This window comes from Neobacillus rhizophilus (assembly GCF_018343535.1).
Lineage (GTDB): Bacteria > Bacillota > Bacilli > Bacillales > Cytobacillaceae > Neobacillus > Neobacillus rhizophilus.
Genome location: NZ_JAGYPF010000003.1, coordinates 50212 through 72603 on the forward strand (window position 1 = coordinate 50212; position 22392 = coordinate 72603).

General features: G+C 40.0%; 24 protein-coding genes and 1 riboswitch. Of the genes, 6 read left to right on the top strand and 18 right to left on the bottom strand.

Annotation, left to right across the window (positions count from 1 at the left end):
• Positions 1–3: 3 nt before the first annotated feature.
• From KHA99_RS13730 to KHA99_RS13740, 3 genes are all read right to left on the bottom strand, one after another.
• Positions 4–972, bottom strand: a complete 969-nt coding sequence (locus KHA99_RS13730; protein WP_213118058.1) for an ABC transporter ATP-binding protein — start codon at positions 970–972, stop codon at positions 4–6.
• Positions 953–1966, bottom strand: a complete 1014-nt coding sequence (locus KHA99_RS13735; protein ID WP_213118059.1) for an ABC transporter ATP-binding protein — start codon at positions 1964–1966, stop codon at positions 953–955. The genes KHA99_RS13730 and KHA99_RS13735 overlap by 20 nt, the downstream gene beginning before the upstream one ends.
• Positions 1967–2251: 285 nt before the next feature.
• Positions 2252–3016, bottom strand: coding sequence for a MerR family transcriptional regulator (locus KHA99_RS13740; protein ID WP_213118060.1), 765 nt, complete (start codon positions 3014–3016; stop codon positions 2252–2254).
• Between the two features lie 185 nt (positions 3017–3201).
• Here KHA99_RS13740 and KHA99_RS13745 point away from each other — a divergent pair, with 185 nt between their 5' ends.
• From KHA99_RS13745 to KHA99_RS13760, 4 genes are all read left to right on the top strand, one after another.
• The gene (locus KHA99_RS13745; RefSeq protein ID WP_213118061.1) at positions 3202–3504 is read left to right on the top strand and encodes an EthD family reductase; all 303 of its coding nucleotides are present in this window, start codon (positions 3202–3204) and stop codon (positions 3502–3504) included.
• A gap of 118 nt (positions 3505–3622) precedes the next feature.
• Positions 3623–3985, top strand: a complete 363-nt coding sequence (locus KHA99_RS13750) for a DoxX family protein (protein ID WP_213118062.1) — start codon at positions 3623–3625, stop codon at positions 3983–3985.
• Positions 3986–4106: 121 nt separating this feature from the next.
• Positions 4107–5177, top strand: a complete 1071-nt coding sequence (locus KHA99_RS13755) for a GIY-YIG nuclease family protein (RefSeq protein WP_213118063.1) — start codon at positions 4107–4109, stop codon at positions 5175–5177.
• A gap of 227 nt (positions 5178–5404) precedes the next feature.
• Positions 5405–6895 (top strand): peptide MFS transporter, encoded by a 1491-nt coding sequence (locus KHA99_RS13760; protein ID WP_213118064.1) that lies wholly within the window; start codon positions 5405–5407, stop codon positions 6893–6895.
• 53 nt (positions 6896–6948) lie between these two features.
• On the opposite strand, the gene KHA99_RS13765 is transcribed toward KHA99_RS13760, so the two are convergent.
• From KHA99_RS13765 to KHA99_RS13820, 12 genes are all read right to left on the bottom strand, one after another.
• Positions 6949–7278: a nitrous oxide-stimulated promoter family protein gene (locus KHA99_RS13765; RefSeq protein ID WP_213118065.1), complete on the bottom strand. Its 330-nt coding sequence runs from the start codon at positions 7276–7278 to the stop codon at positions 6949–6951.
• Between the two features lie 141 nt (positions 7279–7419).
• A complete protein-coding gene (locus KHA99_RS13770) occupies positions 7420–8982 on the bottom strand; it encodes an ATP-binding protein (protein WP_213118066.1) in 1563 nt (520 codons plus the stop codon).
• 195 nt (positions 8983–9177) lie between these two features.
• Positions 9178–10719, bottom strand: coding sequence for an NAD(P)H-hydrate dehydratase (locus KHA99_RS13775; RefSeq protein ID WP_213118067.1), 1542 nt, complete (start codon positions 10717–10719; stop codon positions 9178–9180).
• Positions 10720–10813: 94 nt separating this feature from the next.
• A complete protein-coding gene (locus KHA99_RS13780) occupies positions 10814–11551 on the bottom strand; it encodes a hypothetical protein (RefSeq protein WP_213118068.1) in 738 nt (245 codons plus the stop codon).
• A gap of 1 nt (position 11552) precedes the next feature.
• The gene (locus tag KHA99_RS13785; protein ID WP_213118069.1) at positions 11553–12248 is read right to left on the bottom strand and encodes a hypothetical protein; all 696 of its coding nucleotides are present in this window, start codon (positions 12246–12248) and stop codon (positions 11553–11555) included.
• Positions 12249–12510: 262 nt separating this feature from the next.
• Positions 12511–13752, bottom strand: a complete 1242-nt coding sequence (locus KHA99_RS13790; protein ID WP_213118070.1) for an ATP-binding protein — start codon at positions 13750–13752, stop codon at positions 12511–12513.
• Between the two features lie 204 nt (positions 13753–13956).
• A complete protein-coding gene (locus KHA99_RS13795) occupies positions 13957–14172 on the bottom strand; it encodes a hypothetical protein (protein WP_213118071.1) in 216 nt (71 codons plus the stop codon).
• A 98-nt stretch (positions 14173–14270) separates the two neighbouring features.
• Positions 14271–15110 carry a MetQ/NlpA family ABC transporter substrate-binding protein gene (locus KHA99_RS13800; RefSeq protein ID WP_213118072.1) on the bottom strand — a complete coding sequence of 280 codons (840 nt, stop codon included), beginning with the start codon at positions 15108–15110 and terminating at the stop codon, positions 14271–14273.
• 22 nt (positions 15111–15132) lie between these two features.
• Entirely contained in the window at positions 15133–15804 is a 672-nt protein-coding gene (locus KHA99_RS13805; RefSeq protein WP_213118073.1) for a methionine ABC transporter permease, read from the bottom strand.
• Positions 15794–16807, bottom strand: a complete 1014-nt coding sequence (locus KHA99_RS13810) for a methionine ABC transporter ATP-binding protein (RefSeq protein WP_213118074.1) — start codon at positions 16805–16807, stop codon at positions 15794–15796. The genes KHA99_RS13805 and KHA99_RS13810 overlap by 11 nt, the downstream gene beginning before the upstream one ends.
• Positions 16808–16904: 97 nt before the next feature.
• Positions 16905–17008, bottom strand: a riboswitch (SAM riboswitch).
• A gap of 196 nt (positions 17009–17204) precedes the next feature.
• Complete coding sequence (locus KHA99_RS13815) at positions 17205–18320, bottom strand: NAD(P)/FAD-dependent oxidoreductase (protein ID WP_213118075.1); 1116 nt, start codon at positions 18318–18320, stop codon at positions 17205–17207.
• Positions 18321–18401: 81 nt separating this feature from the next.
• A complete protein-coding gene (locus KHA99_RS13820; protein ID WP_213118076.1) occupies positions 18402–18998 on the bottom strand; it encodes a vWA domain-containing protein in 597 nt (198 codons plus the stop codon).
• A gap of 97 nt (positions 18999–19095) precedes the next feature.
• Between KHA99_RS13820 and KHA99_RS13825 the strand changes: the two genes are divergently transcribed.
• Positions 19096–19575, top strand: a complete 480-nt coding sequence (locus tag KHA99_RS13825) for a hypothetical protein (RefSeq protein ID WP_213118077.1) — start codon at positions 19096–19098, stop codon at positions 19573–19575.
• A gap of 52 nt (positions 19576–19627) precedes the next feature.
• Here KHA99_RS13825 and KHA99_RS13830 read toward each other — a convergent pair whose 3' ends face one another.
• Together KHA99_RS13830 and mgsA are read right to left on the bottom strand one after the other, a co-directional pair.
• On the bottom strand, positions 19628–20389 hold the full coding sequence (locus KHA99_RS13830; protein WP_213118078.1) for a TerC family protein: 762 nt from the start codon (positions 20387–20389) through the stop codon (positions 19628–19630).
• A gap of 165 nt (positions 20390–20554) precedes the next feature.
• A complete protein-coding gene (gene mgsA / locus KHA99_RS13835) occupies positions 20555–20965 on the bottom strand; it encodes a methylglyoxal synthase (protein ID WP_213118079.1) in 411 nt (136 codons plus the stop codon).
• Between the two features lie 180 nt (positions 20966–21145).
• On the opposite strand from mgsA, the gene KHA99_RS13840 reads away from it, so the two are divergent.
• Positions 21146–21757, top strand: a complete 612-nt coding sequence (locus KHA99_RS13840) for a hypothetical protein (protein WP_213118080.1) — start codon at positions 21146–21148, stop codon at positions 21755–21757.
• Between the two features lie 256 nt (positions 21758–22013).
• On the opposite strand, the gene KHA99_RS13845 is transcribed toward KHA99_RS13840, so the two are convergent.
• On the bottom strand, positions 22014–22337 hold the full coding sequence (locus KHA99_RS13845; protein WP_213118081.1) for a BC1872 family protein: 324 nt from the start codon (positions 22335–22337) through the stop codon (positions 22014–22016).
• Positions 22338–22392: the final 55 nt, after the last annotated feature.

Here is a 22392-nt window from a genome sequence, read left to right on the forward strand (position 1 = left end):
CTACTACTTGTTATACAAATGACAGGCAACAAAATGACCATTAAGGTTGTGTTCTGTTGGTCTAGTAGTTTTACAAATATCCATGCACTCCCCGCATCTTGTGTGGAAGGCACAGCCTGAAGGAGGATTTGCCGGACTTGGCAGTTCGCCTTCTATTAAAATAGTCTTCTTTTTGACATCCGGGTCCGGAATCGGGACTGCGGACAGCAGTGCTTTCGTATAGGGATGCTTTGGATTTTCATAGAGTTCCTCACTATCAGCTAACTCTATCAATCTTCCCAAATACATCACGCCAACGCGGTCGCTGATATGGCGAACCACTCCTAGGTCATGAGCGATAAATATGTAGGTTAACTGAAACTCTTTTTGGATGTCTTTCATCAGGTTAAGCACCTGTGCTTGAATCGAAACATCGAGTGCGGATACAGGTTCGTCGGCAATGATTAGCTTTGGCTTTGTCATCAATGCTCTGGCGATGCCAATCCGCTGGCGCTGCCCGCCGCTGAATTGATGCGGATAGCGTTTCGCATGATAGCTGCTCAAGCCTACTACCTCAAGCATTTCTTTAACACGTTTTTGGCGTTCCGTTTTTGTTCCAATTCCGTGCACAATTAAAGGCTCTTCGAGAATTTGCTCTACCGAATGCCGAGGGTTCAATGATGCATATGGGTCCTGGAAAACCATCTGGATATCGCGACGAACCTTCCTTAATTCCGAGTTCGACATACTCGTAATCTCTTTATCTTCAAAAACAATTTTCCCATCACTAGCTTCAATTAAGCGCATAAGCAAGCGGCCGGTCGTTGATTTACCACAGCCGGATTCGCCTACGATGCCTAAAGTTTCACCTTTTTTCACATAAAAAGAAACATCGTCAACGGCCTTTACTTCCCCTTGTTTTTTTCCAAAAAGTCCACCGGTGATTGGAAAGTACTTTTTTAAACCATTAACCTCAAGAAGTAACTCCGACATGTTTGTCACTCTCCTCTTTCAATGTATGTAGGAAACAGCGCACTTCATGTCCGTCTTTTTCCGATTTAAATAATTGTGGGGAATCGGTATGGCACTGGTCAAACGCTTCCGCACATCTGGCGGCGAAGCGGCAGCCATTGTGAACAGTACCTGGTACCGGAACCGTTCCTGGAATGCTGTAGAGTCGTTCTTTCTTACCTCTCAAGTCTGGAACCGATTTCAATAATCCTTTTGTGTAAGGATGCTGCGGGTCTTTTAGAATTCTTCTGACATCGCCCTGCTCAACGATTTGTCCGGCATACATGACGACGACACGTTCACATATTTCTGCGACTACGCCCAAATCATGAGTAATAAGGATGATGGATGTTTTCGTTTTTTCATTTAAATCCTTCATTAAGGCAAGGATTTGCGCTTGGATGGTGACGTCGAGTGCCGTTGTCGGCTCATCCGCAATCAGGACTCTTGGGTTGCAGGCCATCGCCATGGCGATCATCACCCGCTGCCGCATGCCGCCTGATAATTGATGCGGATGTTCTTTTAAAATCCCTTCCGCTCTCGGTATTCCAACTAGCTTAAGTAATTCAATGCTCCGGACTCTTGTCTCTGCCTTAGAGAGGTCCGTATGTAATCGAATGGCTTCCGTCAACTGATTCCCGATGGTAAACAGCGGGTTCAAGGATGTCATCGGCTCCTGAAAAATCATCGAGATTTGGTTGCCGCGTATTTTCCGCCACTCTTTTTCTGTTAAGTTCGTTAAATCAGTTCCATTAAAAATAATTTCGCCCTTTTCAATTTTCCCCGGCGGTGATGGAATCAAGCCCATAGTTGCTAAGGAGGTAACACTTTTACCGCTGCCGGATTCCCCTACAATTCCTAGGATTTCGCCTTCCTTAAGTTCAAAACTAATCCCATCCACTGCAGGTAAGAGCTTTTTTCCGGATTGGAAGGAAACTTTTAAATCGTTTATTCGAAGAATGGAATTTTGATCCATACTAAACACCTGCCTGACTAGACTATTATTTTCAAATAAATAACGTTCTGAAATATTATAATATAATAAATTTTAAAATTATTATGACATAAGTCACCCTGTAAGTGCTATCTAAAAATGTCATTTTGGGGAAAAATTTTAAAATGAGGGAAAATAAGGGATACTACTTTAAAGCGTTAAAGTGGAAATAAGCGACAAATAAGGCAATTTAAGTCATTAATGTAAAGAGGCCAGACCCTTGCGCTTTAATATGTTACGCAGTTTCGGCCTGACCTAAATGGTTAGTTATTTTTTTATACCAGTATAGATTTCGATCGCGTCTCTTAGAAATTCGGCTGTGCCAGGTTGGTCTTTGTCGTAGTAGGCTTTGAATCTTTCATCGTCGACGTACATTTGCGCCAGTCCTGCGTGGGCTTCTTTACTGTAATCCTTCCAGTAATAGGTGAGCCATCGCTTATGGAGGTCTGCTGCTTTCTGTGCCAACTCTCCTGCAGGGTTGCCAGTTTTCATAGCCGCCGCTAAGATGGTTTTAATTTCTTCAGCTAACGCGGTTACCTCTTGATACTGCTCCTCGCTCATATTCATGACCTTGGCATTCGATTGATTGACCACATCATCGCCGTACTTAGCGCGGACTTCCTTGCCATATTTTTTCTCATTTTCATCTATCATTTTCTTCTTGAAGCCTTCGAATTTTTCTTTATTAGACATCTTGAATCTCCCTTCTGTCATCGCGATTGTCTTTTCAACATTCGCGATTAACAAGTCTAATTGTTCCCGCTTTTCGAGGAGCTTTTGGCGATGTTCCATGAGTGCTGCGGCACCATCGAAGGAAGGGTCCGTTACAATCTCCTTGATTTGGTCGAGACTAACACCTAACTCCCGGTAAAACAGAATTTGCTGGAGCCGATCCACTTCTGCCTGCCCGTAAATTCGGTAACCTGATGAATTGATTCTTGCCGGCTTAAGAATCCCTATTTCATCATAATACCTTAGCGTCCGGGTGCTAATCCCTGCCAAACTCGCAAGCTTTTGCACCGTATATTCCATTCCTCTCACCTCCTCACCAACAACGATACACCTTTACGCAACGTCAATGTCAATCACTAATATGCCTTTATTTTTAAAATTTCTTTGCACAAATTGTCGAGTAGTTTTAATAATAATTGGTTCTTTTTCCCTTTATAATGAGAGGGTGATTGTACTATTTTAGAGGTTGAAAGGGGAAAGCAAAGATGGCTAAATTAGTTGTTATTTATGATCAACCGAAGGATCAAGAAGGTTTCGAAAACTATTATTTCAATGTTCATATTCCTTTAGCAGAAAAACTGCCTAATATCACAGGTGCGGAAGTTCACCGCGTTTTGCAAAAGCAAAACACAAGCGATAACCAATATCTTCTTGCAGAACTTCATTTTGAAAACTCAGCCATTCTAGCTCAGTCATTAGCAACCCCTGAGGGCCGTGAAGTCACTGCAGACGTGGCCAATATGATGCAATTTCTGAATAAGCCTCCAGTTGTTTTAATCGTGGATTAATTAATAGGGATATGAACAAACAGCAGGCACCAGGCCTGCTGTTTGTTCATTCCAGAGAAACTATCTGTCATTGTTTGTCCCCATTATTGCATATGTATTACAAAGGAGGCGGACAAACATGCATACTTCATTTTCAACTATGAATCTACTGCGCTATTCGGTCGCATACGTGTTTATCATCTCAGGTTTAATGAAACTACTTAACACTGATTTAGCCAACTATTTTTTGAGCCTGAGGCTGCCATATCCTCAGCTCATGTTGAAGCTTGTCATTCTTCTAGAAATTGGCTGCGGTGCTTTAATTCTGGCGGGCAAAGCTGTAAAAAATGCCGTCATACCCTTAATCGCAATTATGATAGCAGCTATTTTATTAACGAAGCTGCCAACACTTAACACGGGGCTTTTGCAATCTGCTTTTAACGCACGCTTAGACATCGTCATGTTAATCCTATTAATCGCTTTATACAAACAAAGTCCATGATTAAGTTTACCAGATTGTTAATGCAATCTGGTTTTTTATTTACAGGAAATATTAGACAGAATCCACGATATATTCCCTATGATAAAATTATAGGAACAATATGTTTGGGAAGGAAAAAAACATGGATTTAAAAGAAAAGGTAAAAAATCTCCCCATTACTCCCGGGGTTTATTTGATGAAGGATTCTGCTGGCCAAATCATATATGTGGGAAAAGCCAAAAATTTAAAGAATCGAGTTCGTTCCTATTTCCAGCATTCCAAGGCCCATTCTAAAAAAACGATAAAACTTGTTGCTACATTAAAGGATTTTGACTACATCCTGACAGACACGGAGTTTGAAGCCTTTCTCCTGGAATGCCAGTTAATAAAAGATATCAAACCTTTTTTCAACAGGAAAATGAAAAACCCGCAGAACTATTCCTATATCGTCATGAGAATGGACGAGCTTCATCCTACGCTTGAAGTAACGAATGTTTGCATTGAAAATGACGGAAATCTTTATTTCGGACCCTTTATCAGTAAGTTTGCAGTAGAAAAAGCGGTACAGGGGATCAAGGAATTTTTTAAAATTAGCTGCAGCAACCGTTCCACAGGAGGTTCTCCATGTTTGAATCATTCTCTTGGCCTCTGCATCGGCTTGTGTACAGGAAAAGTCCCGAGAGAAAAATATGATTCGATATTAACCCGCATCATCGCCTTGATCAAGGGAGATGACTTAAGTCCGCTTGCGGAAATGGAGGAAAAAATGGCTGCTGCTGCGGGGCAATTGGATTTTGAACTGGCCGCAAAGTATAAAGGATATTTGGAGGCAATCAGTTTTCTTCATTATAAAGAGGGTGTCGTTGATTTTGCGGAGGCCAATCAAAATATCGTCACGATCGAATTTTTGGATGACCGCACCTTTAAACTTTTTTTAATCAAAGGCAACACGGTGTTATTTTCAGAGAAGTTTTCGCTTGAAGGAACGGATGTCGTTATAACGGTAAGGGCGAATATCTTGAACTTTTTCAAAGGTGTCAGGGATGAAACACCCCTTAATGTCCACAAAGAAGACCTTGACGAAGCACAAATTATTTATAGCTATTTAACAGGTAATCATGGCAGATACGCCCTAATTCCTGATGCTCTGCTTACTGCACAGGATCACACTCTCATGGATGAGACAATTCTAAAATTACTAACAAAGCCCTAGAGATCTCGAGGGCTTTTTATTATGGATAAATCATCCAAAAGATACCAAAATACAAACTTATCCGAAAATAATTATTATTTTAAAAAAACTTTCTTTTCGCGTGAACATTTTCTGAAAACATAATAAAATCAAGGTTTTTAACCGTTTTGTAAATCTAATTCCAGAAAAAAGATTTTGACCATTCACAACTTTAAAAGTATTATAGAATAACAAAAGGAGGTAGATTTATGTCAAACATAAATAAACAGAAAATTGTGGACAGTGTACCTCAGAAGGGCTTTTTCGGTCACCCTAAAGGCTTATTTACACTGTTCTTTACAGAGTTTTGGGAACGTTTTTCTTATTATGGAATGAGAGCAATTCTCGTATACTATATGTACTATGAAGTTTCCAAGGGCGGCCTTGGAATGGACCAAACTCTGGCATTATCTATCATGTCCATTTACGGATCGTTAGTTTACATGTCCGGAATCATTGGCGGCTGGCTGGCTGACCGGATTTTCGGTACATCAAAAGCAGTGTTCTATGGCGGTATTTTAATCATGTTTGGTCATATTGCGCTAGCCATTCCGGGAAATATTACGTTATTCTTTGTTTCCATGGTATTGATTGTTCTTGGTACAGGGCTGCTTAAGCCTAACGTTTCCACCGTGGTTGGTGATATGTATGCAGAGAACGACAATCGCCGTGATGCAGGTTTCAGTATTTTCTATATGGGGATTAACCTTGGGGGATTTATTTCACCATTAATCGTTGGGTCCCTAATGGGTGTCAGCTTCCATTTAGGATTTGGTATCGCAGCGATTGGTATGTTCGTAGGGTTAGTAATGTTTGTTTTAACAAAGAAGAAAAACCTTGGATTAGCCGGTACTACAGTTGCAAACCCGCTGTCACCTGCTGAAAGGAAAAAAGTCTTTACTTATATTGGATTAGGCATTGTCGTGATTGCCGTAATTTGCGCCATTGCGATTCCTAATGGCTATTTAACATTTGAAACATTTGTTAACCTAATTGGTATTTTGGGTATCTTAATTCCTACTATGTACTTCATTGTCATGTACCGAAGCAAAAAAACAACATCGGTGGAACGCTCTCGATTAATCGCTTATATTCCGTTATTTATCGCGTCTGTTATGTTCTGGGCGATTCAAGAACAGGGTTCAACGATTTTAGCAAACTATGCGGACAAACGTACCCAGCTTGATTTTGCAGGAATTCATATTTCTCCTGCATGGTTCCAATCCTTAAATCCATTATTCGTTATTATATTAGCGCCTGTTTTTGCATGGCTTTGGGTGAAGCTCGGAAAAAAAGAACCGAATATTCCACAGAAGTTTTCATTAGCATTATTGTTCTCTGGTTTATCATTTATCGTGATCTTGCTTCCTGCTTACTTTGGCGGAACAGATTCTTTGGTAAACCCATTATGGTTGGTGCTTAGCTATTTAATCTGCGTACTTGGTGAATTGTGCTTATCACCAGTTGGATTATCAGCTACAACTAAGCTGGCGCCTGCTGCGTTCTCAGCCCAAACAATGAGCTTGTGGTTCTTATCAAGTGCTGCTGCTCAGGCGATCAACGCACAAATCGTAAAATTCTACACACCAGCAACCGAAATGGCCTACTTTGGCACAGTCGGCGGTGCTTCATTAGTATTAGGTATTATCCTGTTAATGCTTGCACCTAAGATTCAAGGGTACATGAAGGGCATTCGATAATTTTTATAAAAAGCAAAGGTGTCTGCCGTATAGTCAATCGGCAGACACCTTTTTTATCTTTTATTAAATAAATGTTTAACGCCATAAATCGGATGATACAATAGCATCCACGGGCCGGAGTAGCGCATGACGGCTTTGATTTTTTGTCGGTAGGCTGGTTTATAACAGTGAACTTTACAATGGGAGCAGGATGATTTCTCCTCACCAAAACGGCAGAAGGAGAGCCTCAACATACAGTAGTTTTTCAACTCCTGACATTCATTGCACAAACCATTGGGATGTTTATGCTTATGGCGGCAATAAATCTCAATCATTTGCTTGACGATTTCTTTTTCCTTTTGGATAACTGGACCAGTGTTTGGTTCTATTAAACGCGCTCCCATGTTAAAAACCTCCTACCTATAGATTCATCACTTACCTTTAAGATAACATGAAAGCTAGTTTATAGATGGAAAACTTTTTACAAATTCCGCACATTTAATAGAAACTAAAAAAGTACTCCCGCGAGTACTTTTTAGAAAACTCTATACCTCTTGCAAATCCTTGTGAAAAACAATATCGTTCAAGGCTAATTGCAGTGTTCCTTTAAACTCTACCTTATGACTAATATCAACTCCCGAGGTAATAAGACTTTTGACAATTTCCGCCCGCATCCCGGTGAGGATCGTTTTACAGCCCATCATCGAAAAGCCTTGGATGATTTGGACAAAGTTCCGGGCGGCTTCTTTTTCCATCGATGCCACACCTGAAAGGTCAATAATTAAAGTTTGAATTTGCCGATATTCAATTTCAGCCAGCACTTTATTCTGAATCGTTGAAATACGCAGATCATCAAGTGTTCCAATTAAGGGCAAAATGCAAATCTCTTTATTAATTGGAATAATCGGAACAGACAGGTTTTCGACAAGCTTTCTTTGGTTCTCCAGCAACTCATCCTTATATTTTGTGTACGTGATAAAAAAGTGTGTCAGGAACTGATCAATTAATTCATTAATACTTTTTTCCATTGAAAAAAATGTGATCCTATCAGTCTCCAATTTATTTAAGGCATCAAAGTTATAGAGAAAATCCCACAGTGTTCGGCGGATTGCCTGAATCCATTCCAACTTAAACGCAAGGGTCAAGGAATGCATCGCCCAAGCCATGCCCTCCTGCTTGGCAAATGAGATTAGTTCATGTTCCCTACCTTCAACGACATATAGTACTAACTTATGGGCATTGTTAAGTAAATTAATTCCAACATTATGTATATCATCAATTTTGTCACTTACAGTCGTCGCCTCAGCCAGCAAACGGTCCTCAAATAATTTTTGATTTCCCAAAAAGTATTCCTTTATTGAATATTTATCGTCAAACATAACATCCAATTTTCTCACACCCCGTTGTGTTTTTTGCTGCTGCTGCGGAAGCCTTATCGTAAAAGAGGTTCCTTGATTTTTCTTGCTGTCAACCAAAATCATGCCGCCATGTTGATAAATGACCGAGAACACCTGAGCAAGTCCCATCCCTGTCCCCTGATCCTTGGTCGTAAAAAAGGGCGTGCCTAATAGCGAAAGCTTCTCCTCGGGGATACCAACTCCTGTATCTTGAATCGTCACAATGACTTCATTATTCTTTGTGTAATGTGTCAGAGTAATGGCGCCTTCCCCGTCAATCGCTTCAATTGCATTTTTAATTAAATTAAAGAAAGCCTTTTTAAACTGATTTTTCCTACCATAAATAGCAGCACCAGTATTTTGAAAATCAGTTTGGATGGTAATCTCATACATCTTGTCCTGGAATAAGTTAATGATGGATTCCAATTCGACTGACAAATAAATAGTTTGGAATTCTTCGTCCTCCAGATCAGGCTTAGAAACCTGAAGGAGATTATTTAAAGTTTTCAGGGCGTTATCAAGTTCGGAATGAGCAATTTCTAGGTATTCATTTTTTTGATCCTGCTGCAAAAGCTGTAAAAACCCTTTGACCGCTGTTAATGGATTTCGCACTTCATGGGCAATTCCTGCAGCGATTTGGCCAATCGAAGCCAGCTGGCTTAAATGATTTGTCATTCCACTCTCGGCGTAAACCTTTTCTTCGGTGTTCATCTTTTATAAACTCCTTTCTAACAAAAGGTACATAAGGGTTTATTTAAATAGTTTGAATATTCCCACTCCCTAAATATTAGTTTACTAGAAAAATTTCCAAGGTAAATACTAAGAATTATGCATTCTTTTCCATTTTATATAGTAAAAAAGTATTAATATCCAAAAATAAAAAGCCTTTCTAGGAAGAAAGACTGGTTATTTTAACTGCTCTTTTATTCCTTCTATGATGTCCAAGGGCATGACTCCGTAATGAGAGAGAACTTTTGCTTTTTCTTGTCCGGCCCTTGCATGAAGGTAACTTGCGGCTATCATGGCGTGTAAGGGTTCGGCACCCTGGGCAAGAAATGAAGCAATCAGACCAGTAAGAACGTCCCCGCTGCCTCCTTTTCCAAGGGCATCATGACCGAGTGGATTTATATTGACCTGTCCATCCGGTGCTGCCATAATTGACCGGTGTCCTTTTAACAGTAAGTACACATTGTTTGACTTCGCATATTCCCGGGCGATTTCGATGCGATTTTCCTCCACCTCTTTAACGGTCTTATGGACTAACCTTGCCATTTCACCCGGATGCGGAGTGAAAATGATAGGCCCATTATACTGGTGAACCAAGTCCATCAAGTCGCGAATGAAATAAAGTCCATCCGCATCAATAATCAAAGGCTGATCGCTCAAGGACCCAATCAACGATTTAAGCCACTCCTCCCCTCCAGGAAACCGCCCCATCCCAGGACCAACTGCTATACAGTCAAACTGCTGAAGCTGCGGAATAATTTCATGAACCGCCCTGGCCGCAAAATGACCATGCTCATCAGATAAAGGCATAAATAATGATTCCGGGTTTTGCGCCGCCGCCATCGGATAAATCCCTTCCGGAACTGCCAGCGTTACCAGACCTGCACCGGAATGTAAGGCTGCCTTCGCTGAGAAGATCGGAGCGCCAACATATGGGCGTGATCCTCCGACTATCAAAGCATGACCGAAAGTCCCTTTATGACCGTGCCTTGGCCGTTTTGGCAGCACCTCCCGCACAAAAGGCCCTGTTATCACCCTTGGCATGTCCAGTCCTAATTCGGCCGCGGCCGAGGGCGGTACAGAAATATCAACCGCCTTCCAGTCACCGATATATTTTGGTCCGTCATGTAAAAAGAAGCCTTTTTTCGGAAAAACAAATGTTATCGTCTTATCAGCCCTTATCGCTTCTCCTGCTGCCTTCCCGGTATCACTGCTGACACCTGAAGGGATATCAACAGACAAGACCAATTTCTTTCCGGAAAATTCATTGACCAGTGAAATCACCTTGCTGATGGGTTCCCTGACAGGGCCATTTACCCCAGTCCCCAAAATGGCATCAACAATCACATCCGAAGTGTTCAATTCATTTTTCAAACCCTTAAGTGAATGTTCTTGAAGGTTAAAGACAGGCAGCCCGCGATTCATATACACATCAAAGTGGATTTTTGCATCTCCCTTTAAACGGTCAGGATTGACGAGCAGACACAACAACGCCTTGACTCCTGCATCAATCAGCCTGCGGGCAATGACAAAACCGTCGCCGCCATTATTCCCGCCGCCTGCAAGAACGATGACCCGTGGATTAGGGCAAGGTAAGTCCGCGATAATTTCCTCAACTACCCTTGCACCGGCATTTTCCATTAGGACCACACCCGGTAAACCAATCCTTTCCATCGTATACTGATCCATCCGTTGCATATCCCTTTGCCCTGCCGCAAACATGTCAAACCAGCCCCCTCATCGATTATATCTAGTTTCATTTTACATCTTTTCCTCTAAAAAGAGCCCAATTGACTCGGGACGCCTTTTTAAAAATTTATTCAGACTGAAGTTCTGATTTGTTTACGTACATGATAAAATCAATCATTTCGTCTCCACTATGAAAGGAATTTCCGTTCGTAGTGGCCTTGATGGCCGCTTCTTCCCCAGAGCTTTTATAGGGCGTCCATCCAAAAAACACGTCTCTTGCAGGAAATACATTTTGAAAGAAATTCAGCTGCTTTGCCTTGTTTATTTCATCAAAAGAATCGATAACGGAGCTCCATTCATCCGGAATTCTTAGAACACCATAGGATTTACCGTTAAGGGACGCCGTTGCTTCTAGCTGGATGCCCGGATGATAGGTCTCTATCCCATCCCTTATTAGATAATTCCTGTCTTTCTTTAAATAAAACTTCATATAGCTGACGGCATCATCCGGGTGGATGTTCCAGACAATCGTGTAGATTGAAGAATTCTTTGGGTTAACTCTCCAAACCTTGGGTTCACCGGCATTATCAATATATACAGCCTTCCATTGATGATTTTTCCATGCCCAATAGCTTAATCCATAACGGTTATCCTTTGTTACAAACGGGATAACTTTATGATGTTCATCCACGTGGATTATATCTTGAATGGTGTCAGCTGCCACTTCGGGAAAAACATGATTAATTTTCTCAACCAATTGCTGATTCGTTAAAAATCTATCCGGGTTGGAATAATAAAACCAATATACTGTTACCGAGGACAAGAGCAGAATTACTATTCCGAAAATCATCATCTTTTTTCTCATGTCATTGTCCGCCCTTTAATATCGATTCTTCCGAGCGAAAATAATGCTGCTTTTCCGGTGTCGAAATCAATAACCCTTTTCCTTCGTTTTCAACGTAAACAATAACATTAAGGCCACTACCAAACTTGGGTATGGAACCAATAAGCTGATAAGGGAATCGTTCACTTTTTTTATCGATCTCTTCCTCTGACTCATGGAACCATTCCGTGCTGTGGATGGATTCTTCCATCATTTTTGGGAGCTGTTCTTGCAATGATTTTTTATCCAGGGTGAGGTTTTGTGCAGTAGGGAAGGTACTAATAATAGAGGCTCTCTCGATGTTTGAAATATAGACGTCTGCCTGGTTTTCCGGATAAACAACATGATATAGCGGCATATAAACTAAGGTTGTCACTAGAAAAATATAATTGGCAAAAAAGCCAAGCCAAGCAAAGTGCCGATAAATCTGCCACTGTTCTGTCCTGCCTCTTAACCAGAACAAGAACCAAACTCCTAATGGCAAAATGGCAAGCTTAATGGTCGTTTCAGACATCCTCCAATCGAAGGAAAAAGAAAAAACACCAACGAATAAAATGACAATCACTTTCCATACAGTTATTTTAATAGTCTGTTTTTTATAAATTCGATAGGCGAAATAACCGGTCATTCCCCATCCCAAAATCCTCAGTAAAACAGCGATGAGATTTACATTCTCCATAGAAACTCATCCCTTTTATGTTTCCTTAATTTAACAATAAAGCATAACTCAGAATTTGCACATCCTAACTTAAATAATATTTCACATTTTTGGATATATAGTTTAATTCATGGATCATAAGAAATTTTTTAAGAATTTAAAATATTTATATCTCATCCTCAATGGCATCACTGACTGAGAACAAATTCCCCTAATATTGGGAAAATTATCTAAAAAGAAGAGCCCTCCTTATAAAGAAAGACTCCTTACCTGCAATATTTTTTTAAACGCTGGGAAATTGGATTGTGAAGATGGTCCCCTTATCTATTTTACTTTCTACAAAAATTCTTCCCTTCATTGCTTGGACAATTTGATATGAAATCGTCAGACCAACGCCCGTACCCTTCTCCTTGGTTGTATAAAAAGGCGTTCCCAACTTTTTCAACTGGGCTTTTGTCATGCCCTTTCCACTATCAATCACTTCAATAGAAATAACACTATCCTTTTCATACGCTTTAATTGTAAGATTCCCACCGGTATTCATTGCTTCAATGCCATTCTTGATAATATTGACTAAAACCTGCTTTATTTCGCTCTTGTTACCTCTTATATATAGTGAATCTTGGATGCTTGGCTGAATTGTTATATTTTGAATATTAGAGTAAGAGGTCATAAGGGCAACTGTTTTCATCACTTCATCAGAAATATTGATTGTAGATAACTCTTCAGTATTTGGTTTAGCTAATGAGAGATAGTCATTAATGATTGATTGAGCATGGTCCAATTCACTAAGGGCAATCTTAATATACGATCTTTGAGCCTGTTTCAGATTATCATCATCGGTCATTAGTTGTAAAAATCCGCGGACAGATGTGAGCGGATTCCGAACTTCATGAGCTACCGAAGCGGCTAGCTGGCTGACGACGTTTAATTTTTCATCCTTCTGAAGTCTTTCGCGAATTTCGATTTGCTGATTGACGTTTTCGATGACAAATACAACCATCATTAAGCAAATCCAGGTAATGAAATAGAAGACAAACATAAAATAAAGTTGATTATTTTGGTTATGTGTGAAAAGTGTAAGCATAATCATGAGCGTGTTCGCCCAAAAAACAATACTGACAAATATAAGATTTCTCTTCTTTTGAAAGCGCTGGATTTTTTCGCCCATAAAAATAAGGACTATGCAGGTGATCAAATAGCTGATGAAAACGACATAAAAGCCGTCACCACCGATTATAAACCGGTAAGTCAGCAAAACAGCCCCAGTTATTAAACCTGGTATAGTTCCCCCATATACAAATGAGATAATAAAAGGTATGAGGCGAAAATCATAAATGTACCCTTCGGAAAACTGTACTGGAAAAGACATTGCCAGAACTAAGATGAGTATCAGAATGAAGGTTAGTTTTGAAAGAGGTTTTCGACGGTCACTCGTCTTCTCGTAAAAAAATAAATGATAGACAAAAATCGGAAAGAGAACGATCAGCACTTGATATAAAATAATTTCAATGTCAATAGACATACTAACTCCTCTGAAGGATAGGACCCTCCTTAAAATGATTTTACTGTCAATTTTCCACCTAAAAGCGAAAAAGGACACAAAAAATAAGGAATTTTCTGTATTATTCCCACACATTATATTAAAACGTTTTCTCTTCTAAATCAATTAATATTTAAAGGAAAAATCCCCCATCTGTTAAGATGGGGGATAATCAAAGCTTCTAGTTTATTCGTGTTCTTCCTTTAGTTCATCTATTAGCTGTTTCGTTCTTTTCGCATTTCCTTCCGCAAAGTTTTCAAGGCGTTCCTTTAATTCGTCATCGTCATGAATTCGCTCAGCAGTAACTAAATATGTACGCATTAAATCTTCTTCAATTTCTAGGGAGTTTTTTAAGACTGTTTCGATATTTTCCTTTTCTTCTTTTCCATTAAAAAAACCCATCTGAAATCCTCCTTTTTTTCATAGGATTCCCATTAGGTTATTGTATATCCAACATAAAAAAGGATATGGAGTTAAATCCATATCCTCTACTTCAAAAATTATTTTTTCATCCAAGATGGTTTTCCAAAACCCTTGAATTGGTCATCAATCACTTTTTCAAAATCTGCAGATTCGACAACAGCTTTAATATCTTTTGATAACTGTGAATCTTTGTTGGAAGTTTTTACTGCTACAATATTACGGTAATTGTCTGCCATGTCTTCTAGAGTTAAAGCATCTAACAGATTCATTTTTGCAGCAAGTGCAAAGTTTCCAGGTACTGCAGCTAAATCTGCACTCTCAACAGAGCGTGGAAGCTGGCCTGCTTCGATTGGTTGGAACTTCAAGTTCTTATTGTTTTCGTCGATGTCCTTCTCAGACACTTTTAGCGGATCGGCATCCTTTTTAATCGTGATCAAACCTGCATCACGAAGAGTGTTTAAGGCACGAGCAGCGTTAGTCGGGTCGTTAGGAAGTGTAACAGTAGCACCGTCTTTTACATCGTCAATCGATTTGAATTTGTTCGAATAAATTCCCATTGGTGCTGTTGGCACAGAAATAAGTGCTGTTAAATCCATGTTGTTTTCTTTCGCGAAATTTTGAAGGTAAATCGTGTGCTGGAAAAGGTTTGCATCGATATCGCCATTGTTTAATGCTTTGTTTGGCTGGATGTAGTCACTAAATTCAACAAGCTCAACCTTGTAGCCCTTTTTTTCTAAGCCTGGTTTAATCGCTTTTGTTACCATGTCGCTATATGGGCCGGCGGTCGCGCCTATTTTAATATCTTTTGATTCTGCTGCTTTTTCCTTGCCGCTAGCTGCTTTTTCTTCGGAGTTTCCGCAAGCTGCCAACGCGAATACTACGCATAGTAATATAATGCTTGTTAACCATTTTTTCATTGTAATTTTCCCCTTTTCCTGTTTATCTTTTATCTACAACTTTGGCGATGTAATCGCCAAGAAGCTGAATGACCTGAACTAAAATAATTAAGATTAAAACTGTTGAAATCATGATGGTATTGTCGTACCGGTAATAACCGAAGCGAATCGCCAAGTCTCCAATACCGCCGCCGCCGACTGTTCCGGCCATGGCGGAAAATCCTACTAAACTTATTAATGTTAAGGTTACACCTGAGATGATTCCGGATCTTGCTTCAAGTAATAGGACATCTTTGATAATCATCCAAGGTGTTGCCCCAGCAGCAATGGCCGCTTCGATTACGCCTTTATCGATTTCTCTTAGAGCATTTTCTACGATTCTTGCGAAAAAAGGAATTGCCGCTACTGATAATGAAACACTAGCTGCAGTTGGACCGATGGTTGTGCTGACAAGTAAGTTCGTTAGTGGGAGCAATGCCACCAACAATATAATGAAAGGAATCGACCGGACCATGTTGACGACAAAACCCAAGATATTTTGGACCATACGATTTTCTAGAAATAATCCTTTGTCGGTTATGTAAAGCAGGATCCCAACAGGAAGTCCGATAACTGTTGAAACAACCAACGAGATAGCAATCATATAGATGGTTTGAAAAAATGCTTTATTGATATCCGGAATAAGCTCCATTAGATGTGCAAAATCAAAGCCCATTGCGTAACACCTCCACTTGTGCGGCCCGGTTTTCAATGTATTGAAGGGCTTTTTCGATTTCTTGTTTTTGTCCTTTTAGCTCCATAATAAATATGCCAAGCGGTAATTCTTGAATATATTCAATAGATCCATGTAGGAAATTACCCTTAAGGTTAAATTGTTGAAGGGTATCAGAAATGACTCCTTCTCCAGCAACCTTCCCTCTAAAAGTAACCTTAACGATTGGCCCTTCACAGCCATTTAAAATTACTTCTGGGATTTCAAGGGTTACGACACTCTCAATAAATTCTTTGGTGAGTGCTGCCTGTGGATTAGCAAAAATATCGTATACTGAACCATCTTCTATGACTTTTCCATCCTGCATAATCGCCATACGGCTGCAGATTTCTTTAACAACATCCATCTCGTGCGTGATTAAAACGATAGTGATGTTGAGTTCTTTATTGATTTTTTTCAGCAGATTGAGTATCGACTTTGTTGTCGTAGGGTCAAGTGCTGATGTTGCTTCGTCACATAAAAGCACCTTCGGATTATTTGCAAGAGCCCTTGCAATACCGACCCGCTGTTTTTGACCGCCACTTAGCTGTGACGGATAGACATCACGCTTATCGGAAAGACCAACCATTTTGAGTAGTTCCTCTACTCTCTGCTTTACCTGGTCTTTAGGGTAGTTCGCTGCCTTTAAAGAGAAAGAAATATTTTCATAGACTGTTTTTTGGCTGATTAGGTAAAAGTGTTGAAAAATCATGCCTATTTTTAAACGTGAAGATCGTAATTGCTCGCCTTTTAGGGATGTCAGGTCAGTGCCATCGACCGTTATACTGCCAGAGGTTGGCCGCTCTAAAAGATTGATACAACGAAGCAGCGAGCTTTTTCCAGCACCGGAATAGCCAACAATGCCAAAGATTTCGCCTTCTTTTACGGTGAGTGAAACGTTATCCACACCTTTTACTTCACCTTTTTTTGTTTTGTAAACTTTAGTAAGGTTTTTTATTTCAATCATACTGATTACCTCATTTTTCCGATATCTAAACTAGACTTTATACCCAAATAAAAAGCCCCTTTCATTCTGAAAGGAGCATCGAAATAAACATCTCGGTAGCTTATCTTTCAGAATGAAATCATTCTGCAGGAATTGGCACCTTCCCAATCGGGGGTTGCCGGACGTCATCGGGCCATGTCCCTCGGTCGCTCTGGATAAGAAAATTAAATTAACAAATAATTAAGTTATATTAAGATACTACAAATCTATTCTTATTTTGTCAATCATCTAAATTATAATGCAATTTATCCGACAGCGTTTTCAATATTGCCATATCAACATATTATTTAAAAAAATAATTTTTTTATTAGACTAGAAAAGAGCTTTTCGCATGAAAAGCTCTTTGTATTATTTAACATTACGTTAATGCACCAGCAACACTATAGTTAATTAAATCAATCTCCGTCTGTTTATCAAGTGCTAATTTAGCTAGTTCAGCTCCTAGATAAGGTCCGCTAGTTAGCCCGGAAGAACCTAGGCCATTTGCCACTAACATCCCTTCAAAACTAGGCAATCCACCTATTATGGGAAGAAAACCTGGTGTAAAAGGCCTGAAACCTACCCTAGTTTCCAAAATTGTTCCACCGGCAAGACCTGGTGCAATCGCTAAAGCTTTATTTAAGATTTCTTGGACTCCTCCAGCCGTTACTCGATTATCAAATCCTGCATCATTTTCGTGTGTAGCTCCTATTACTACACGACCATCTGCAAATGAGAGTATATATTGGTCAGATGGCGGCATGACAACCGGCCATGAGTTAGTATCCATGTCTGACAACTGTAAATGAATTATTTGCGCCTTTTGTGGCCTTACCAAAAATTCAACTCCCAGTGGTCCCAAAAGTTCTTTTGCCCATGCTCCTGCTGTGACGATAACTTGATCAGCAAAAAATAATTTTTCAGACACTTTAACCCCTTGGACTTTATTATCGTTACTAATTAATGAGGCATCCCCTTTAATAACTTGGGCCCCATGCTTTACTGCAGCGTTTACAAGTGCATTACGTAAAGCACGGCCATTTACACGTGCCCCGCCACTAACATAAACTGCACCAAATTCCTCGGACAAAGCTGGAAACAGTCGATTCGTTTCGGTTGGAGACAAGATAGTAATCTCACCTATTTCAGGAGCATCCTCCCGGCGGACTCGCGCACGTTCCGCCATTTGTTCTAACTTTTTAGTATCAGAATGAATACTTAATGCCCCAACTCCTTTATAACCCGTATCTTTTTCCCCATCTGCTTCTAACTGTGTAATTAATTCTGGGTAATACCGCGCCCCGCCTTTAACCAACTGATACCAAGCTTTATTACGTCGTTGGGACAACCATGGGCAAACAATCCCTGCAGCTGCGTCAGTGGCTTGCCCATGGTCTTGCCGGTCCACTATGATAACTTCTGCCCCCCATTTGGCAAGGTGATAAGCAGTGGATGCCCCGAGTATTCCTGCACCAATTACAATTACCTTTTGCATAACTCACCTCAAAACAAAAACTCAGTCGTATAGACTGAGCAAAATAGATACTATATATTTTACAACAAATACACTACTGCTTTAAAGTTTCCTTGTGCGCAGCCTTCTCTCCATTACTTGCTCACACACCATATTATACATAACCTCAACACCTTTTTCAGATGCCTCAAAGTTAAAGGCATTTTCAACGTCTATTCCTAAGCTATCCGCTTCCTTCGCAGCATCTATGTTTGCTCCTAAAAAGATAAACTCCCAATTGTATTTCTCCTGCTGATGTCTTAATAGCTCTTTCACTTTTTCATAGGTGAATTCAGAGCTTGCATTCTCCATTCCGTCAGTCGTGATAACAAATATCACCTTGCCAGGCCGCTTATTCTCATCTTTTTTGGATAATCGATATCCTACATCTAGAATTGTTTTCCCCACTGCATCCAACAATGCTGTCATACCTCTTACATAGTAATCCTGATCCGTAAGTTTAGCCTTCTTTGCCTCAATTCCATTCCAAAGTATTTCATATTGGTCATCAAATAACACGGCTGTAACCAACGTGTCACCCTTTAGCTTCCTATGTTTTTCAATAAACCCGTTAAATCCGCCAATTGTGTCACTTTCAAGTCCTGCCATTGACCCGCTACGGTCAAGCAGGAAAATAATTTCAGTCAAATTCGTGTTCATCTCTATCATCCTTTCCATATTGTTTATAAAATAATAATAGAAATTTTCATTTGAAAATTGGTCGCCTTGAAAGCGACATTTCAAGGGAGAGAGAAATATGCTGAATAAACAACTATTAATTGAATTGCAGGAATATGTTGAAAGAAACTTAAACTTCCTTACTTACTCAATGATGGAGTCTAATGAAAAACATAGTATTGGGTTAGAAGATTTTATTAAAAATAAGCGCCAGCCGACCTTCAACCAAACTCTATTCAAATTGATAGATAAAAAAGGAACTGCCGACACAGAAATCTACAAAAAAGCCGGATTGGATCGCAGGCATTTTTCTAAAATCCGCTCGAATCCAGAATACCGCCCACGAAAAAATACAGTAGTAGCCTTGGCGCTTGCCCTTGAATTAAACAAAAAAGAAACCGACAAACTGTTAAGTTCGGCCGGCTATTCTTTATCTGACAGCGATACTTTCGATTTAGTTATTCAATTCTGTTTGGAGAAAAAAATTTATAATGTTCACGATGTCAATCAGGCGCTGGACTATTTCAGCCTGAAGCCGTTTATGGGGGTCCTAGATTAGGTTCACTAAATCAAAAAAACACCCAGTCCAAAAGACTGGGTTTACCCAATATTTAATGTGATACTTTTTCTCCTCTTCTTGAACGAATTCCATGGATTATAAACGTAACCACAAACGCCAAGATAAGGACAACGATAAAGATTTCATTTGCAATATGAATATCAATCAATGTCAATCCCATTTTTACAGCAATAAAGGTAATCAGTACATAAGCCGTTGTTTCAAGCTCCGGCACTCTGTTCATCAGCGAAATGAAGAATGTCGCAACCCCTCGCATCATTAGAATCCCAATCATCCCTCCAAGCAGGATCACCCAAACCTCATCGGAAACCGCAAGTGCGGTAAGGATACTATCAACGGAAAAGGCCAAATCCATGAGCTCAACGCTGATAACAGTCGCCCAGAAGACTCCGAAAGTTTTCATTAACCAGCCTTTTGGCTCCCGTGCTTTTTCCTCGTCTCCATCCTCACTGCTCTTAAATTTGTCAATAAAGAACTTAACCGCAAGCCAAAGCAAATACAACGCACCAATTAATTTAATAAACCAAAGCTTTATCAAAAAAGTTCCCAAACCGATGAAAATAAAGCGGAATAAATACGCTCCCCAAAGACCGTATACTAATGCTTTCTTTTGCTGTTTTTTCGGCAAAGGTTTTACGAACGCCGACAACACTAGCGCATTATCCGCCGATAAGATACATTCCAGTACAGCCAATGAGAGAATCAGCCCCCATGCCTTTGGCGAAGTTAATACTTCTGCCCACATATGCCAATCCAGCATCGAAGCATATGTCGCTAAAATATTTTCTACCATTCAACATTACTCCTTTGTGTTTCTATAGCTAATGTTACTACTATTCCAGATTATTTAAAAATATTTTGCCACGATAATGAAATTGTTACTCGACTTGAATACTTAAGATGATGATAAAAAAAGCATCAGACATAATTGATGATTATGAATGATGCTTTTTTCCTTCTATTCAGTTCTTTGTTCATGGACAATATTGCGCCAGTCTATGTCGCCTCGTTCTAAACCATGAATAAGTATTTCCGCCGTTCCCATGTTGGTGGCTAACGGAATGGAGTACACATCACACAAACGGATTAATGCTGAAATGTCAGGCTCATGCGGCTGCGCTGTCAATGGGTCACGGAAGAAGAACACAATATCCATTTGGTTCTTAGCGATTAGGGAACCTATTTCCTGGTCTCCCCCAAGAGGACCCGAATTAAATCGGTGAATTTTCAGGTTGGTTTTTTCCATGATTCTGCTGCCAGTTGTGCCAGTCGAGTATAATTCATGCTTGCAAAAGATCGGCTCATATGCCACAGCAAAATTCACTATGTCGTTTTTCTTTTGGTCATGTGCTATAAATGCAATTTTCAAAACATACACCTCGTTCTTATTTCAATACACTCTATTTTATATCTTAAACCTTTTCCTACCTTTAAGTCGATAATCTATGTGATTCCCCTCTTATTTTTTTAATATTAAGATGATTTTAAGAAAAATTTAAGATTGGTCCTTTAGAATGAGGGAAATACTAAATTTAAAAGGGAGGGCCAAATGCAAAAGAATATTAAGGTTTATATTCCTATTATCATTACTGTTCTAATTTGCCTAATATTAATCGGATTATTTCTATATTATCAAATTACAACTCCCCACGATGGTCCGGAAAAATTGGCTGGCAAGCCCCGGGAGCGCGAGGACGAAGGCGGAATTTTTAAGCTAATGGGGAACGGCGCGATTTTGGCAGGGGCGTTGAGTTTTTCATGGTTTCTTTTGAAAAAGAAATTGAAATCTCCGTTTCCGATTGTTAAAGTAGGTGCTCGGAAAGCTCACAGCATTCATACGTATACCGGCTGGGCGGCATTGGCCCTTGTTGCCATCCATGGCGGATACTACTTAATTAAGGAATTCACAAAAACAGACAATTTAACGGGCGCTTCTGCCTTTTTATTGCTGCTTTGTTTGGCTATATACGGATATGTACTGGACCGGAAGAAGAAAAAACCGATTCGCTCGGCTCACTTTATTCTAAGTATCCTATGGATTGGCGCTGTTCTTGTTCATGGCGGCGGGTTTGTTATCGGGACCGGAGTGACCATGGCAGTATTATATATTGGTTTAACATGGCTTGAGAAGAAGAACTTAAAGCCTGCAGATGCACGGTAAGAACAAAAGCACAAGCGCCCTGGTCAGCGGCGTATGGCCTGGAGCTCTCCAACCTGAGATAAAGGTAACACGAAGAGCGCAAGCGCATTCGTGCTTGACTTATCGTAGGGCGGAGAGCGAAGGTCACTAGCCGCTAGAGCGTTGGAGCTGGACGTGTCTATCCAGGTAACAAGTTATCAATGACTTAATCTGTAATTCCCTAGACCATAATAAAATGGATCGTCTATCGAAGACGGTCCATTTTTTTTGAGTTAATTTAGCAAAGCTTTGACCATAGTCTGCTGCTGACAGCTTCTGTGCTTCTTTCGATGATCGAGTAGGCTGCATTAGTAATCGCCTGAGCCAATGTTTCCCCAGTTCCCGTTACATCATTGAAGCAAACCTCTGATGGCCCTTTGTTTGTATAGGTAAATCCTAAATTCTCTAATCTGTCAACAATCATCATCGCATGATCAAGGTTGTGCTCAGGTTGAAAGTCTGCGTCATGGATGAACATTCCCTTTTCATAATCGTACCAACGATCCCACCTATTTAACTTCCAACCAAGAATTCTCCGTGCAATTGAATCTACCTTGTTCATCATTTTTTCCCCTTTCGTTCAAATTGTTATATAACAACTTTGGTATTTACAAAGA

Coding starts and splice junctions, on each gene's coding strand:
- KHA99_RS13785 (WP_213118069.1), bottom strand. CDS start 12,248: ATGGAGAATGTAAATCTCATCGCTGTTTTACTGAGGATTTTGGGATGG.
- KHA99_RS13750 (WP_213118062.1), top strand. CDS start 3,623: ATGCATACTTCATTTTCAACTATGAATCTACTGCGCTATTCGGTCGCA.
- KHA99_RS13735 (WP_213118059.1), bottom strand. CDS start 1,966: ATGGATCAAAATTCCATTCTTCGAATAAACGATTTAAAAGTTTCCTTC.
- KHA99_RS13810 (WP_213118074.1), bottom strand. CDS start 16,807: ATGATTGAAATAAAAAACCTTACTAAAGTTTACAAAACAAAAAAAGGT.
- KHA99_RS13790 (WP_213118070.1), bottom strand. CDS start 13,752: ATGTCTATTGACATTGAAATTATTTTATATCAAGTGCTGATCGTTCTC.
- KHA99_RS13755 (WP_213118063.1), top strand. CDS start 4,107: ATGGATTTAAAAGAAAAGGTAAAAAATCTCCCCATTACTCCCGGGGTT.
- KHA99_RS13830 (WP_213118078.1), bottom strand. CDS start 20,389: ATGGTAGAAAATATTTTAGCGACATATGCTTCGATGCTGGATTGGCAT.
- KHA99_RS13780 (WP_213118068.1), bottom strand. CDS start 11,551: ATGAGAAAAAAGATGATGATTTTCGGAATAGTAATTCTGCTCTTGTCC.
- KHA99_RS13775 (WP_213118067.1), bottom strand. CDS start 10,719: ATGTTTGCGGCAGGGCAAAGGGATATGCAACGGATGGATCAGTATACG.
- KHA99_RS13745 (WP_213118061.1), top strand. CDS start 3,202: ATGGCTAAATTAGTTGTTATTTATGATCAACCGAAGGATCAAGAAGGT.
- KHA99_RS13805 (WP_213118073.1), bottom strand. CDS start 15,804: ATGGGCTTTGATTTTGCACATCTAATGGAGCTTATTCCGGATATCAAT.
- KHA99_RS13800 (WP_213118072.1), bottom strand. CDS start 15,110: ATGAAAAAATGGTTAACAAGCATTATATTACTATGCGTAGTATTCGCG.
- KHA99_RS13820 (WP_213118076.1), bottom strand. CDS start 18,998: ATGAACACGAATTTGACTGAAATTATTTTCCTGCTTGACCGTAGCGGG.
- KHA99_RS13740 (WP_213118060.1), bottom strand. CDS start 3,016: ATGGAATATACGGTGCAAAAGCTTGCGAGTTTGGCAGGGATTAGCACC.
- KHA99_RS13845 (WP_213118081.1), bottom strand. CDS start 22,337: ATGAACAAGGTAGATTCAATTGCACGGAGAATTCTTGGTTGGAAGTTA.
- KHA99_RS13770 (WP_213118066.1), bottom strand. CDS start 8,982: ATGAACACCGAAGAAAAGGTTTACGCCGAGAGTGGAATGACAAATCAT.
- KHA99_RS13760 (WP_213118064.1), top strand. CDS start 5,405: ATGTCAAACATAAATAAACAGAAAATTGTGGACAGTGTACCTCAGAAG.
- KHA99_RS13815 (WP_213118075.1), bottom strand. CDS start 18,320: ATGCAAAAGGTAATTGTAATTGGTGCAGGAATACTCGGGGCATCCACT.
- KHA99_RS13765 (WP_213118065.1), bottom strand. CDS start 7,278: ATGGGAGCGCGTTTAATAGAACCAAACACTGGTCCAGTTATCCAAAAG.
- KHA99_RS13795 (WP_213118071.1), bottom strand. CDS start 14,172: ATGGGTTTTTTTAATGGAAAAGAAGAAAAGGAAAATATCGAAACAGTC.
- KHA99_RS13840 (WP_213118080.1), top strand. CDS start 21,146: ATGCAAAAGAATATTAAGGTTTATATTCCTATTATCATTACTGTTCTA.
- KHA99_RS13825 (WP_213118077.1), top strand. CDS start 19,096: ATGCTGAATAAACAACTATTAATTGAATTGCAGGAATATGTTGAAAGA.
- KHA99_RS13730 (WP_213118058.1), bottom strand. CDS start 972: ATGTCGGAGTTACTTCTTGAGGTTAATGGTTTAAAAAAGTACTTTCCA.